General features: G+C 62.2%; 12 protein-coding genes. 9 read left to right on the top strand and 3 right to left on the bottom strand.

Features of this window, described 5'->3' with window-relative positions:
• Positions 1–321 precede the first annotated feature (321 nt).
• From FBX99_RS11170 to tauD, 7 genes are all read left to right on the top strand, one after another.
• Entirely contained in the window at positions 322–2,646 is a 2,325-nt protein-coding gene (locus FBX99_RS11170; RefSeq protein ID WP_145131590.1) for a Tex family protein, read from the top strand.
• Complete coding sequence (locus FBX99_RS11165) at positions 2,646–3,029, top strand: PaaI family thioesterase (protein ID WP_145131589.1); 384 nt, start codon at positions 2,646–2,648, stop codon at positions 3,027–3,029. The genes FBX99_RS11170 and FBX99_RS11165 overlap by 1 nt, the downstream gene beginning before the upstream one ends.
• A gap of 255 nt (positions 3,030–3,284) precedes the next feature.
• Positions 3,285–4,868: a glutamate--cysteine ligase gene (gene gshA, locus FBX99_RS11155; RefSeq protein WP_145131587.1), complete on the top strand. Its 1,584-nt coding sequence runs from the start codon at positions 3,285–3,287 to the stop codon at positions 4,866–4,868.
• Positions 4,869–5,055: 187 nt separating this feature from the next.
• Positions 5,056–6,033, top strand: coding sequence for a taurine ABC transporter substrate-binding protein (gene tauA, locus FBX99_RS11150; RefSeq protein WP_145131585.1), 978 nt, complete (start codon positions 5,056–5,058; stop codon positions 6,031–6,033).
• Between the two features lie 28 nt (positions 6,034–6,061).
• Positions 6,062–6,856, top strand: a complete 795-nt coding sequence (tauB, locus tag FBX99_RS11145) for a taurine ABC transporter ATP-binding subunit (protein WP_144930399.1) — start codon at positions 6,062–6,064, stop codon at positions 6,854–6,856.
• Positions 6,853–7,692, top strand: coding sequence for a taurine ABC transporter permease TauC (gene tauC, locus FBX99_RS11140; RefSeq protein WP_144930400.1), 840 nt, complete (start codon positions 6,853–6,855; stop codon positions 7,690–7,692). The genes tauB and tauC overlap by 4 nt, the downstream gene beginning before the upstream one ends.
• A gap of 47 nt (positions 7,693–7,739) precedes the next feature.
• Positions 7,740–8,582 (top strand): taurine dioxygenase, encoded by an 843-nt coding sequence (gene tauD / locus FBX99_RS11135; protein WP_145131583.1) that lies wholly within the window; start codon positions 7,740–7,742, stop codon positions 8,580–8,582.
• Positions 8,583–8,642: 60 nt separating this feature from the next.
• On the opposite strand, the gene mgrA is transcribed toward tauD, so the two are convergent.
• Complete coding sequence (mgrA, locus tag FBX99_RS11130) at positions 8,643–9,680, bottom strand: L-glyceraldehyde 3-phosphate reductase (RefSeq protein ID WP_144930402.1); 1,038 nt, start codon at positions 9,678–9,680, stop codon at positions 8,643–8,645.
• A 255-nt stretch (positions 9,681–9,935) separates the two neighbouring features.
• Entirely contained in the window at positions 9,936–10,826 is an 891-nt protein-coding gene (locus tag FBX99_RS11125) for a LysR family transcriptional regulator (RefSeq protein ID WP_144930403.1), read from the bottom strand.
• A 117-nt stretch (positions 10,827–10,943) separates the two neighbouring features.
• On the opposite strand from FBX99_RS11125, the gene FBX99_RS11120 reads away from it, so the two are divergent.
• On the top strand, positions 10,944–11,684 hold the full coding sequence (locus FBX99_RS11120) for an SDR family oxidoreductase (RefSeq protein ID WP_144930404.1): 741 nt from the start codon (positions 10,944–10,946) through the stop codon (positions 11,682–11,684).
• An 11-nt stretch (positions 11,685–11,695) separates the two neighbouring features.
• Here FBX99_RS11120 and betT read toward each other — a convergent pair whose 3' ends face one another.
• Complete coding sequence (gene betT / locus FBX99_RS11115; protein WP_178111902.1) at positions 11,696–13,657, bottom strand: choline transporter BetT; 1,962 nt, start codon at positions 13,655–13,657, stop codon at positions 11,696–11,698.
• A gap of 396 nt (positions 13,658–14,053) precedes the next feature.
• Between betT and FBX99_RS11110 the strand changes: the two genes are divergently transcribed.
• Complete coding sequence (locus tag FBX99_RS11110) at positions 14,054–15,052, top strand: D-cysteine desulfhydrase (protein WP_145131579.1); 999 nt, start codon at positions 14,054–14,056, stop codon at positions 15,050–15,052.
• Positions 15,053–15,166 lie beyond the last annotated feature (114 nt).

Genomic DNA, 15,166 nt, shown 5'->3' with positions numbered 1-15,166 from the left:
TAGCTGCCGTTATACGCACCGTGTGCATTGTTAGCAGATTTTTCCTCCATCTCCACCCATACGGGTATCGGACCTACAGACCCTGACACCCCGAAAGCCGCAACGCTGGTTATAATGCGCGGCCTTTTGTGCCTGGGAATGTCGGATCGTCCCCCTCGATGGGTCTTTTTCCCTCTGGCCAGGCAGCACTTTTTGAATTTCGCGGGTCAACAGGCAGCCTCTCTTGACCCAGGCAGCGGCCCACGCCAGGCCGCTCAACCAGTCTCGCCGAGCCCTGTTCTGCGCCGGCGGGCCTGATTTCATCATTTGTCAGGTGGTTTTATGGACAGCATCAACAGCCGCATCGCCGAGGAACTCGGCGTACGCCCGCAACAGGTCGAAGCGGCCGTCGCGCTACTCGATGAAGGCTCCACGGTGCCTTTTATCGCCCGTTACCGAAAAGAAGTGACCGGCAGCCTCGATGACACTCAACTGCGTCATCTGGAAGAGCGCCTGCGCTACCTGCGTGAACTCGACGAACGGCGTATCAGCATCCTGGCCAGCATTCAGGAACAGGGCAAGCTGACCCCGGCGCTCGAACGCGACATCAAGTTGGCGGACACCAAGACCCGTCTCGAAGACTTGTACCTGCCCTACAAACAGAAGCGCCGCACCAAGGGCCAGATCGCCCTGGAAGCCGGGCTTGGCGAACTGGCCGACGGGCTGTTCAACGACCCGACCCTGGCGCCTGAGGCCGAAGCCGCACGTTTCGTCGATGCCGAAAAAGGCGTGGCAGACGTGAAAGCGGCGCTGGAAGGTGCCAAGTACATCCTCATGGAGCGCTTCGCCGAAGACGCCAACCTGCTGGAAAAATTGCGCAACTTCCTGAAACAGGAAGCCATCCTCAGTGCCCGCGTGATTGCAGGCAAGGAAGAGGAAGGGGCGAAGTTCCGGGATTACTTCGAGCACGACGAACCGCTCAAGAACGTGCCGTCCCACCGCGCCCTGGCAATTTTCCGTGGCCGTAACGAAGGCATCCTCAGCTCCGCGTTGAAAGTCGGTGATGAATTGCCCGGCACCATGCACCCCTGCGAAGGCATGATCGGCCAGCAGTTCGGCATCCAGAACCAGAACCGCGCCGCCGACAAATGGCTGGCGGAGGTGGTGCGCTGGACCTGGAAGGTCAAGCTCTACACCCACCTGGAGACCGACCTGTTGGGCGAACTTCGCGACAACGCCGAAACCGAGGCCATCAACGTCTTCGCCCACAACCTGCACGACCTGCTGCTAGCGGCACCGGCCGGCCCACGCGCCACCTTGGGCCTGGACCCGGGCCTGCGTACCGGCTGCAAGGTGGCGGTGGTGGATTCCACCGGCAAGCTGCTGGACCACACGACGGTCTATCCTCACGTCCCGCACAACAAATGGGACCAGACCCTTGCGGTGCTCGCCGCCCTGTGCGCCAAGCATTCGGTGGACCTGATCGCCATCGGCAACGGCACCGCCAGCCGTGAGACGGACAAGCTGGCCGCCGAGCTGATCAAGAAATACCCGGCCATGAAAATGACCAAGGTCATGGTGTCCGAGGCTGGCGCTTCTGTTTACTCGGCGTCGGAACTGGCGTCCAAGGAGTTTCCGGAGCTGGACGTGTCGATCCGTGGCGCGGTATCGATTGCCCGTCGCCTGCAGGACCCCCTGGCGGAGCTGGTGAAGATCGACCCGAAATCCATTGGTGTCGGCCAATACCAACACGACGTGTCCCAGTTGAAACTGGCCCGCGGCCTGGACGCCGTGGTGGAAGACTGCGTAAACGCCGTGGGCGTGGACGTGAACACCGCTTCGGTGGCGCTGTTGGCGCGGATCTCGGGCCTCAACGCTACGCTGGCGCAGAACATCGTGACCCACCGCGATGAGCACGGCGCCTTCAAAACCCGAGCCGCGCTGAAGAAAGTCCCGCGCCTGGGGGAAAAAACCTTCGAACTGGCCGCCGGCTTCCTGCGCGTGATGAACGGCGACAACCCGCTGGATTCGTCGGCCGTCCACCCCGAAGCCTATCCGCTGGTGCAACGCATCGCCGCCCAGACCGATCGCGACATCCGTTCGCTGATCGGTGACGCCGCGTTCCTCAAGCGCCTGGACCCGAAGAAATTCACCGACGAGACCTTCGGCCTGCCCACCGTCACCGATATCCTGCAAGAACTGGAGAAGCCCGGCCGTGACCCGCGTCCCGAGTTCAAGACCGCCGAGTTCCAGGAAGGCGTCGAAGACCTCAAGGACCTGCAACCCGGCATGATCCTGGAAGGCGTGGTGACCAACGTCACCAATTTCGGGGCATTCGTCGACATCGGCGTGCATCAGGACGGCCTGGTGCATATCTCCGCCTTGTCGGAGAAGTTCATCAAGGACCCGCGCGAAGCCGTGAAGGCCGGTGACGTGGTGAAAGTGAAGGTCATGGAAGTCGACATCCCGCGCAAACGCGTCGGCCTGTCGATGCGCATGAGCGACACCCCCGGCGAGAAGGTCGACGGTGCCCGTGGCCCGCGTCCAAGCTCGGCGCCGCGCCAGTCGCAAAACACCGCGCCGCGCAAGGAAACCGTCACCGCAGCCCCGGCCAGCAACGCCATGGCCTCGCTGTTCGCCAACGCCAAGCAGTTGAAGAAGCGCTGATGGACGCGCCGGCCGGGCTGGTGGAAAGCGCCTTCTTCAAGCTGCTCGGCTGCCGCCTGCACAGCCTCGGGGACGGGGTAGCGCAAGTCGCCCTGGCCCTGGAGCCGCCGTTGCGCAATCGCGGCGGCAAGCTGCACGGCGGCGCACTGTTCAGCCTGGTGGACATCGCCATGGGCCTGGCTTGCTCCAGTGTCCATGGCTTTGATCAGCAGAGCGCGACCATCGAATGCAAGATCAACTACATTCGCGCCGTGTCCGACGGCGAGGTGCTGTGCACGGCCCGGGTCCTCCATCCAGGCCGACGCACGCTGGTGGTCGAGGCTGACGTGACCCAGGGCGACAAGCTGGTCGCAAAAGCACAAGGCACCTTCGCTGTCCTATAGCTCCCTGTCATCGATTTGGGTTAATTTCGATGCTGCAATGCGGCGCCGGGCTTCTCTGTGGGAGCGGGCTTGCTCGCGAAAGCGGAGTGTCAGGCCACATCAATGCTGACTGATAGACCCTCTTCGCGAGCAAGCCCGCTCCTACAGGGGTTGTGGCGCGCCAAAACCAGGCGATAACGCCAGTTTCAACTTCACCCTTGTAGAGCGCCTTGCCCACCCCCATATTGGGGCGACTGACGCGTGAAGGAATTCAACTTGAGCGACCTCTTAAACCGCCGCCTGGCCCTGCTCGGCGAGCGCGCCAACCTCTCCCTGCTCGAGCAGTGCCTGCACGGTATCGAACGTGAATGCCTGCGTGTCACGGACAGCGGGCGCCTGGCGTTGACTCCGCATCCCGAAGCCCTGGGCTCGGCGCTGACCAACGAGCAGATCACCACCGACTATTCCGAGTCGCTGCTGGAGTTCATCACCCCGGCCCTGGCAGACCCGGCCGATACCCTGAGTAGCCTCGACAGGATCCACCGGTTTGTCTACAGCAAACTCGGTGATGAATTCCTGTGGAGTCCGTCGATGCCGTGCCCGCTGCCGGCGGAAGAAGAGATTCCCATCGCGTATTACGGCACCTCGAACATCGGTCGGCTCAAGTATGTCTATCGCCAGGGCCTGGCCCTGCGCTACGGCAAGACCATGCAATGCATCGCCGGAATCCACTACAACTTTTCCCTGCCGGAAAAACTCTGGCCGCTGCTCCGCCAGGCCGAGGCGGCAGACGTCAGCGACCGTGATTTCCAGTCGCTGGCCTACATCGCGCTGATCCGTAATTTCCGTCGCTACAGCTGGCTGCTGATGTACCTGTTCGGCGCCTCGCCAGCCCTGGACGCCGGTTTCCTGCGGGGTCGCCCGCATCAATTGGAACAACTGGACCCGGACACCCTGTACCTGCCTTATGCCACCAGCCTGCGCATGAGCGACCTGGGTTACCAGAGCAACGCCCAGGCCGGCCTGACGCCGTGCTACAACGACCTGGCGAGCTATACCGACAGCCTGCGCAAGGCGGTGGCGACGCCTTATGCACCGTATGTCGAAGTCGGCACACATCGGAACGGCGAGTGGGTGCAGCTCAACACCAACATCCTGCAGATCGAAAACGAGTACTACTCCAACATTCGTCCCAAGCGGGTGACCTACACCGGCGAACGTCCGATCCAGGCCTTGATGGCCCGGGGCATTCAGTATGTCGAAGTACGCTGCCTGGACATCAACCCGTTCCTGCCATTGGGCATCGACGTCACCGAGTCCCGTTTCCTCGATGCGTTCCTGCTGTATTGCGGCCTCAATGAGAGCCCGTTGTTCGAAAGCAGCGAATGCGGCAATGCCACGGACAACTTCCTGACCGTGGTCAAGGAAGGCCGCAAGCCGGGCTTGCAACTGCAGCGCCAGGGCCAATCGGTGGACATGCAAGCATGGGCCATCGAACTGCTGGAGCAGATCGCTCCGCTGGCATCGTTGCTCGACCAGAGCCACGGTGGCGCTGCTCACCGCCAGGCCCTGGATGCACAACTGGCAAAGGTCCGGGACCCATCCCTGACTCCATCCGCTCAGGTCCTGGCGGCCATGGCGGAACATCAGGAAAGCTTCGCCCAGTTCTCCCTGCGCCAGAGCAAGGCTCACGCCGAGTTATTCCGTGCCGAACCATTGCCGGCCCAGGAACAGGCTGCGTTCGAAGCCTCCGCTCGCGAGTCCCTGGCCCAGCAAGCCGAGCTGGAACAGAACGAAGTAGGCGATTTCGACGTGTTCGTGGGTTCGTACCAGGCGAGCATCCTGGCGATCAGTAACTAGATCGCATTTGTCGAGCAGGTCCTTGTGGCGAGGGAGCTCGCTCACCTCGCCACAAGGACCTCGCCCCTCCCTGTGATCAACTTTTTCGCTGATAAGCTCATGCGAAAAAGTTATTTATTTTTGAATTCTTAGATCATTTAGTCTCCTCCAACGCCGAATACCCGGCGGCCTGTTGAGGAGTTCTCCCATGACTTTGAGTTTCCCCCTTCGCCTTCTCGCAGCCGCCTCCCTGGCTGCCGCGAGTCTGTTTGCCCAAGCCGCCGACCTGACCGTCGCCTACCAGACCACCGTCGACCCGGCCAAAGTTGCCCAGGCCAACGGCGCTTATGAAAAAGCCACCCAGGCCAGCATCGACTGGCGCAAGTTCGATAATGGCGCCGACGTCATCACCGCCATCGCCTCGGGTGATGTGCAGATCGGCTACCTCGGTTCCAGCCCTCTGACCGCCGCCATCACCCGCAAGGTCCCGGTGGAAACCTTCCTCATCGCCACCCAGATCGGCGCCGCCGAAGCCCTGGTAGCCCGCGACGGTGCCGGGATCAAGACCCCGCAGGACCTGATCGGCAAGAAGATCGCCGTACCGTTCGTTTCCACCGGTCACTACAGCCTGCTCGCCGCGTTGAAGCATTGGGACATCGACCCGTCGAAGGTCACGGTACTCAACCTTGCGCCACCGGCCATCATCGCCGCCTGGAAGCGTGGCGACATCGATGCCACCTATGTCTGGGACCCGGCCCTGGGCGTGGCCAAGGAAAACGGCACGGTGCTGATCACTTCGGCGGAACTGGCCAAATTCGGCACGCCAACCTTCGATGCCTGGATCGTGCGCAAGGACTTCGCCCAGAAGCACCCTGAAATCGTCACCGCCTTCGCCAAGGTCACCCTGGATGCCTACGCCCAATACCGCAAGGACCCGCAAGCCTGGCTGGCGGACACGGCCAATATCGACAAGCTGGTGAAGCTCTCCGGTGCCAAGGCCAGCGACATCCCGCTGTTGCTGCAAGGCAACGTGTACCCGCTGGCGGCCGACCAGATCGCGAGCCTCGGCGCACCGACCACCCAGGCCATCACCAATACCGCTGCGTTTCTCAAGGAGCAAGGCAAGGTGGAAGCGGTCCTGCCCGACTACGCCCCCTACGTCAGCGCCAAATACATCGCTCACTGATTCGCCAAGAAAAAAGGGGGGCACCGCCATGGCCTTGTTACAGCTGGAGCGCATCGGCGCACAGTATCCCGGGGCGTCGGAAGCCGTGTTGACGGACATTTCACTGACCCTGGGGCCACAGCAACTGCTGGTTGCCCTGGGGCCGTCCGGCAGCGGCAAGACCTCGCTGCTGAACCTGATCGCCGGATTCGTCGAGCCCGGTGCCGGGCAGATCACGCTGGACGGCGTGCAGGTCTCGGGGCCCGGCGCCGAACGCGGCGTGGTGTTCCAGGACGACGCGCTGCTGCCTTGGCAGAATGTGCTGGCAAACGTCGGGTTCGGCCTGGAACTGGCCGGGGTCGCCAGGGAACCACGGGAAACCCGCGCCCGGGAGATGCTCGCCCTGGTGGGCCTGGCCGGCTTTGAGCAACGCCGTGTCTGGCAGCTTTCCGGGGGCCAGAAGCAGCGCGTCGGCCTCGCCCGGGCGCTGGCGGCCGACCCACGCGTGCTGCTGATGGACGAGCCCTTCGGCGCCCTCGATGCCTTCACCCGTGAGCAGATGCAGGAGCTGTTGTTGCAGGTCTGGCAACGCACCGCCAAACCGGTGTTCCTGATCACCCATGACATTGAAGAAGCCGTGTTCCTCGCCACCGAACTTATCCTGCTGGCGCCCAACCCGGGGCGGATAGTCGAACGACTGCACCTGGATTTCAGCCAGCGCTACCGGGCCGGCGAGTCAGCGCGGTCGATCAAGTCCGACCCGCGCTTCATCGACATCCGTGAACACGTGCTTGCCAAAGTGTTCGCCCAACGCAGTGGCACCCGACACCAGGAGCCAGTATGAGCAGCTATGAAATCCCGGCGGTGGCCAGCGAAACCCTTGCCAGAGATCCAGCCCGCCGCTTCCGGCGTCCCGTGAGTACGCGATGGATCAGCGGCCTGACCCTGATCACGCTGCTGGTCCTGTGGTGGGTGGTGACGGTGAGCGGGCTGGTCGAACCGTTGTTCCTACCCTCGCCTTCCGCCGTGCTGCAAAAAGGCTGGCTGCTGGCGACCAGCGGCTATATGGATGCCACGCTCTGGCAGCACCTGGGCGCGAGCCTCGGACGGATCGGCCTGGGCCTGTTGCTGGCCGTGCTGACGGCGGTGCCGGTGGGCATTGCCATCGGCTCCAGCCGTATCGCCCGGGGCGTCTTAGATCCATTGATCGAGTTCTATCGGCCAATTCCGCCGCTGGCCTACCTGCCGCTGATCGTGATCTGGTGTGGCATCGGTGAGTTGTCGAAGGTGCTGCTGATCTACCTGGCGATTTTCGCTCCGATCGCCATCGCCACCGCCACTGGCGTACGCACGGTCGACCCGGCCAAGGTACGGGCCGCGCAGTCCCTGGGCGCAACACCGGCACAGTTGATTCGCCATGTGATCCTGCCCAGCGCCCTGCCCGACATTCTCACCGGCATTCGCATCGGCCTGGGTGTGGGCTGGTCGACATTGGTAGCCGCCGAGTTGATCGCCGCCACCAGCGGCCTGGGGTTCATGGTGCAGTCAGCGGCGCAATTCCTGGTCACCGACGTGGTGGTGCTGGGGATCCTGGTCATCGCACTCATCGCCTTCGCCATGGAAATGAGCCTGCGCGCCCTGCAACACAAGCTGGTGCCGTGGCATGGCCAGGCCCATTGAGATCGAATGACCACGCCAACCATTCGGCGCTCCACAGGAAAACAACGATGAACCGCCCAACCGTCACTCCTTTGAGCATCGCCCTCGGCGCGCAGATCAGCGGCATCGACATCAGCCAGCCGCTGAGCGTTGAACAGCGCAATCTTATTGATCAAGCGTTGCTCGAACACCAGGTGCTGTTCTTTCGGGACCAGCCCATCGACCCAGCCCAGCAGGCACGTTTCGCCGCCTGCTTTGGCGACCTGCATGTCCATCCCATCTATCCGAATGTGCCCGGGCAGCCCGAAGTGCTGGTGCTCGACACGGCCGTTACCGATGTACGCGACAACGCCGTCTGGCATACCGACGTGACCTTCCTGCCGACCCCGGCCATGGGCGCGGTGCTCAGCGCCAAGCTGCTGCCGGCGTTCGGTGGCGATACCTTGTGGGCCAGTGGCATCGCGGCTTATGAAGCCCTTTCGACGCCCTTGAAGCAGATGCTGCAAGGCCTGACTGCGACCCACGATTTCACTCGATCCTTTCCCCTGGAGCGCTTTGGTCATACCGCCGCGGACCAGGCTCGTTGGGACGAAGCACGACGGAAAAACCCACCGCTGTCACATCCGGTGGTTCGCACCCATCCGGTAAGCGGGCGCCGGTCGCTGTTCGTCAATGAAGGTTTTACCACCCGCATCAATGAACTGTCCGAAACCGAAAGCGAAGCCATCCTGAAGCTGCTGTTCGCCCACGCCAGCCGCCCGGAGTTCACCGTCCGCTGGCGCTGGCAGGTCAATGACGTAGCGTTCTGGGACAACCGCGTAACCCAGCATTTCGCCGTGGACGACTACCGTCCTGCCCGACGCGAGATGCACCGGGCGACAGTGCTGGGGGATGTGCCGTTCTTCCGCTGAACAGCTATGCAACCACCGTGGCGAGGGAATTTATCCCCTCGCCACAGGGGTTGAGTTGCGTCACTCCGCCGACGAAGGCTTCTCCCAGAGATTGATACCGCCCTCCTGGGCAAACCGATCGATCTGCGCCAGTTCCTCGGCACTGAAGTTCAGGTTCTCCAGCGCCCCGACGTTCTCGACAATCTGCTCCGGGCGGCTGGCGCCGATCAGGGCAGACGTGATCCGTGGATCGCGCAGGGTCCAGGCCAGGGCCATTTGCGCCAGGCTTTGGCCGCGTCGCCGGGCGATCTCGTTGAGGGCGCGTACGTGGGCGATGTTCTCCTCCGACAAGTGCGAAGCTTGCAGCGAACCGCCGCCCGGACGATTGACCCGAGCATCGGACGGGATGCCCTTGAGGTACTTGTCCGTGAGCAGGCCCTGGGCCAGCGGGGTAAAGGCGATCACACCGGTACCCAATTCGTCGGTGGCGTCCAGCAGGTCTTTTTCAACCCAGCGGTTGAGCAGGTTGTAGGCCGGCTGGTGGATCAGCAGAGGAATTTTCCACTCCTTGAGCAGCGCCGCCATTTCCCGGGTCTTCACCCCGGAATAGGACGAAATACCGACGTACAACGCCTTGCCTTGTTGCACCGCTGTCGCCAGGGCACTGGCGGTTTCTTCCAACGGGGTATCGGGATCGAAGCGGTGGGAATAAAAGATATCCACATAATCGAGCCCCAGCCGTTTCAGGCTCTGGTCGAGGCTGGCCAACACATACTTGCGCGACCCGCCGCCCTGGCCATACGGTCCGGGCCACATGTCCCAACCGGCCTTGCTGGAGATGATCAACTCGTCGCGGTAGTGCTTGAAATCTTCACGCAACAACCGACCGAAATTGATCTCGGCGCTGCCGTAGGGCGGGCCGTAGTTGTTCGCCAGGTCGAAGTGGTTGATGCCCAGATCAAACGCCGTGCGCAGCAAGGCACGCTGGGTGTCGATCGGCGTGCTGTCGCCGAAGTTGTGCCACAACCCCAGCGACAACGCCGGCAACACCAGCCCGCTGCGACCAACGCGGCGATAGGGAATGGACTCGTAGCGGTTTTCAGCAGCGATGTAGGTCATCGAAGGCTCTCTGTTCGGGGATGATGCGGATGGCAGAAGCTAACATTTCACAGACGCATCGTTCAGGTCGAAAGTTCGCATCGTAACCATGAAAGCAAACTCATCTTCACCAGAGGATCGCAGCGAGATCCAATGTGGGAGCGAGCCTGCTCGCGATGGCGGCGGAACAGGCGATGATACGTCGGCAGACAAGACCTCATCGCGAGCAGGCTCGCTCCCACGGACGGCGCAGCGATGTTCAGCCTGAAATAAGCGCTAACGTGCCCCGGCAAACACTTCCGCCACCCAATCCACAAACACCCGCACCCGCGGCGACAGGTGACGGTTGTGTGGATAGAGCACCGAGATCGGCATGGGCGGCGGAGGGGTGTCGATGAGGATTTCCTGGACCAGGCCCTGCCGGATCTGCGTTTCCATCCGATAGTGCGGGCATTGGATCAGGCCCAGGCCGGCGATGGCCGAGGCGGCGTAGATTTCGGCGCCGAACACAGAGAGCGCACCCTCGATAGCCACTTCCTTGAGTTCGCCTTCAACCATGAACTCGAACGGATATTGTCTGGCGGTGGTTCGCGACACGTAGTTCACCGCCCGGTGCCGGCTCAGGTCGTCGAGGTTCTTCGGTTCGCCGTACTGGCGTAAATAGGCGGGGCTGGCGCACGTGATCTGGCGCAGGGTGGCGACACGCCGGCCAATCAATGATGAATCACCCAGCGTGCCGGCCCGCAGCACGCAATCGATCCCTTCGCCGATCAGGTCGACGAAACGATCGGCCTCGCTGATGGACAACTCGATATCGGGGTAACGGGCCATGAATTGCGGCAGGGCCGGAATCACGAAATGCCGGGCCAGGGTCCCGTGCAAGTCCACCCGCAGCCGCCCCTTGGGCGCCACGCTGCGAAACGCCAACTCGGCCTCTTCAAGCTCTGCCAGCAATTGCACACAACGCGGGTAATAGGCCTCGCCGTCCAGCGTCGGCCGCACCTTGCGGGTGCTGCGCTCCAACAGACGTACACCCAGCCAGGCTTCGAACTGATTGAGGGTATGAGTCAGCGTGGCGCGGGGCAGGTTCAGGTCATCGGCGGCCAGGGTAAAACTGCTGCGCTCGTAGATACGTACGAACACCTTCATCGCCTTGATTTGATCCATGGAACGGCGCGCTCTGATTGTTGGTGATTATTGAACAGTCAAGGCAACTCTCGTGCATTTATCGCTCTACGTAAACATGTGAATCTGGCCTCATCCCACTCAACGAAGGAAACAGCCATGTCGACTCAAACCGCCAAAGTAGCCATCGTCACCGGAGCCTCCCGCGGCATCGGTGCTGAAATTGCCAAGCAATTGGCCCACGACGGCTTCGCTGTCGCCATCAACTATGCCAACAGTGCTACCGAAGCGTCGAAACTGGTGGTGCAGTTGCGCCAGGCCGGTCACCGGGCCATTGCGATCAAGGCCGACGTTTCCTCCGCCACCGACGTTCGCCGGATGTTCGATGAGACGGAAGCACAGCTGGGCAAGGCCGATGTACTGGTCAACAACGCCGGCATCTTGCAGGTGATGCCCCTGGCGCAACACAGCGACGAATTGTTCGACCAGACCTTCGCGATCAACACCCGGGGTACGTTCAACACCTTGCGCGAAGCCGCGACCCGCCTGAACGATGGCGGCCGCATCGTGAACTTTTCCAGCAGTACCGTTGGCCTGAACCTGCCCGGCTATTCGGTGTACATCGCCAGCAAGGCGGCGGTGGAATCGCTGACCCAGGTGTTCGCCAAGGAGCTGCGCGGCCGTCAGATCACGGTCAATGCCATCGCGCCCGGCCCGGTGGCGACCGAACTGTTCATGCATGGCAAAAGCGAAGAGCAGATCCAGCAGTACGCCAAGATGCCGCCCCTGGAGCGCCTCGGCCAGCCGGAAGACATCGCCAGCGTCCTCTCCTTCCTGGTGAGCCCGGCCGCCGGCTGGGTGAATGGCCAGATCCTGCGGGCCAACGGCGGGCTTGTCTGAGACGCCCCCGGTCAGCGCACCAGGTGCAGGAACTGCATGTGCCGCTCGTACTGATCGAGGATGTCGTTGATGACCTGCTCCCTGGTATAGCCCACCAGGTCGTAGTCCTGGCTGCCTTCGCTCAAATGCACCTCGGCGCGGTAGTAACGACGGTTGTTGATCTGCTTGGAGCCCATGCCGCCTCGGGCGAAGGATGGCGTGAAGTAGCCGCGCATCTGCACCTGGTAAATGAACGGGTGCTGCTCGCCATGGCCGATTTCCAGGCTGACGCTGTCGTTGGCCGGGTCGGGCTGGGTCATCACCGTCAGCCCCTTCTCGGCGAACACTGCCTTCACGTCCTCAACCGCCGGACGCACCGTGGTGTCGAGGAAGCGATAGACCTCGTCCCGGGACGGGAAATGCACCGCCTGGCTCAAGCGCTGGCGCCAGCCGCCTTTGCCTCGCCGCGAACCCGACACCGGCGCCAGGGAATGCAGTTGCGCGATCTGTTTCTGGGACTCGAGGTGAAACGCCTTGTGCAGGCCCCACATCATCAACAACAGGATCAGCGAGAATGGCAACGAAGTCAGTACAACCGCCGACTTCAACGCATCGATGCTGCCGGAGAACAACAGCGCGCTGGTCACCAGGGCGGTCATCGCCCCCCAGAACACCCGCAGCCATTTCGGCCCGTCCTCATCGGGGTTGCCGCCCTTGGCCGAGAGCGTTGAAAGCACCACGGTGCCGGAGTCGGCCGAGGTGACAAAGAACACGAAGCTGATGAACACCGTGACCGCGATGACCGTCTTGCTCCATGGATAGGTTTCCAGCAGCAGGTAAAGACTCATCGACGGATTGTCCAGGGCTGACATGCCCAGGGCGCTCATGCCGTGGTTGAGCACCTGGTCGATGGCGCTGTTACCGAAGATCGACATCCAGGCGAGGGTGAAACCCAGGGGAATCAGCAACACGCCGAACACGAACTCACGGATGGTCCGACCACGGGAAATCCGCGCGATGAACAGCCCCACGAACGGCGACCAGGCGATCCACCAGGCCCAATAGAACACCGTCCAGCCCCCCAGCCAGTCGCTGGGTTTGTCGTAGGCATACAGGTCGAAGCTTTTCATCGGCAGGGCGCCGAGGTAATCGCCCACGTTCTGGATCAGGGTGTTGAGCAAATGCTGGGTGGGCCCGGCGAACAGCACGAACAGCAACAGCGCGCAGGCCAGCAGCATGTTGATGTCGGACATGACCCGCACGCCTTTATCGACGCCCGCCACCGCCACGATGATCGCCGCTCCCATCATCAGCGCGATCAGGCCCACCTGAATCCATTGGGTATGAGGGATGCCCAGCAGGTAATCGAGACCGGAATTGAGGTGCAGGACCCCAAACCCCATATCGGCGCCGAGGCCGAACACGGTCGCGATGATGCCGAAGCCGTCGACGGCATAGCCGATGGGGCCATTGATACGTTTGCCGATCAGCGGATACAACGCAGAACGCAGGGCCAGCGGCAGATTATGCCGATAGGCAAAGTAAGCCAGGGCCATGCCGACAAACGCGAACACGCCCCAGCCGTGCAGGCCCCAATGCAGGAACAGTATCTGCATGGCCTGGCGCGCCGCATCGGCGGTTCCGGCCTCACCCTGGGGTGGTTGCGCCAGATGCGTCAGCGGCTCGGAGACGCAGAAGAAGAACAAGGTGATGCTGATCCCGGCGGCGAACAACATGCCGGCCCAGGACAGGTAACTGAATTCAGGCTCGTCGTGGTCGGCACCGAGCTTGATCTTGCCGTAGCCGGATAAGGCGGTGACCACCACGAAGACCAGATACAGGGCCATCGCCAGCAGGTAATACCAGCCGACCGTATTGGCCGCCCAGTTCTGGGCCGCCAGCAACCAGGCGCCGGCTTGCTCGGGCATGGCAATCACCACCAGGCCGAACAACAGGATAAAGGTCGCCGCGAAGTAAAACACCGGCGGATTCATGCGGACCAGGCCGCTGGGTGGAAGGGACGAAGCACTCATGAACGAAGCACTCCGACGTGCAAAAACGTGAAAGTCGATAACGGACTCGGCAAAGGCAAGCCTCCAGTTGTGAGCGGGCAGCAAACCAATGGTTTAACTTGAATGACCGTTCAATTTAAACATGAATAGGCAGCTAAGGACTAATCACCGGGCCCGACGGCACGTTTCCTACACCTATGGAAGGGTATGACGTTTCCTGGGGAATATTCGTTCAGTAGCTGCAGACCACACCCGCTCCCATAGGTCCAGCGTTGCTCGGCAATCCAATCGTCTTACTCCCCGCTAAACGATTGCCAGTTGCCCACCCATACCCACCCTGCCTATAGTCCAGGCATTGCCTACAACCAGTACGGACTCATGATCAAACAACAGCTGTCCCGCTTTAACCGCCTCGACCTGCTCGGCCATCCGACACCGCTGGAAAAACTCGAACGCCTCTCCACCTGGCTCGGCCGCGACCTTTACATCAAGCGCGACGACCTGACGCCCCTGGCCCTGGGCGGCAACAAATTGCGCAAGCTCGAATATCTCGCCGCCGACGCCTTGGCCCAGGGAGCCGACACCCTGATTACCGCCGGTGCGATCCAGTCCAACCATGTGCGCCAGACCGCTGCACTGGCAGCCAGGCTGGGCCTGGGTTGCGTGGCGCTGCTGGAAAATCCCATCGGCACCGAGGACGCCAATTACCTGGGCAATGGCAACCGATTATTGCTGGAGCTGTTCGACGCCAAGGTCGAACGGGTGGAAAACCTGGATAACGCCGACGAGCAACTGCAGGCCCTGGCTGCCCGATTGCGCAACAACGGCAAGAAGCCGTACCTGGTGCCGATTGGTGGCTCAAACGCCTTGGGTGCATTGGGGTACGTGCGCGCCGGCCTGGAGCTGGCCGAGCAGATCAAAGACACCGGCCTGGATTTCGCCGCCGTGGTGCTGGCCTCGGGCAGTGCCGGCACTCACAGCGGCCTGGCTCTGGCCTTGAGTGAAACCCTGCCGCAACTTCCAGTGGTTGGCGTAACGGTTTCGCGCAGCGAGGAAGATCAGTTCCCTAAGGTCCAGGGGCTTGCCGAACGCGTCGCCCATCTGCTTGAAGTGGCGCTTCCGCAGGCCTTCAAGGTGAACCTGTGGGATGAGTATTTCGCCCCACGCTACGGCGAGCCGAACGCCGGTACGCTGGCAGCGGTCAAGCTACTGGCCAGTCTCGAAGGCCTGTTGCTGGATCCGGTCTACACCGGCAAGGCCATGGCGGGCTTGCTCGATGGCATCGGCCGCGACCGCTTCGACGAGGGGCCGATCATCTTCCTGCACACCGGCGGGGCCCCGGCGTTGTTTGCCTACAACGCAGCGTTTAAGGTCTGAGAAGATCCCCTGTGGGAGCGAGCCTGCTCGCGAAGGCGGTGGGTCAGTAAGATAAATTTGGCTGACCCACCGCCATCGCGAGCAGGCTCGCTCCTACACTGAAAACTCATTCCA

This window comes from Pseudomonas sp. SJZ074, assembly GCF_007828215.1.
In the GTDB taxonomy this organism is placed as follows: Bacteria; Pseudomonadota; Gammaproteobacteria; order Pseudomonadales; family Pseudomonadaceae; genus Aquipseudomonas.
Note: the sequence above shows the minus strand (reverse complement) of the source record. Positions and strands in the feature narration are given on the sequence as shown.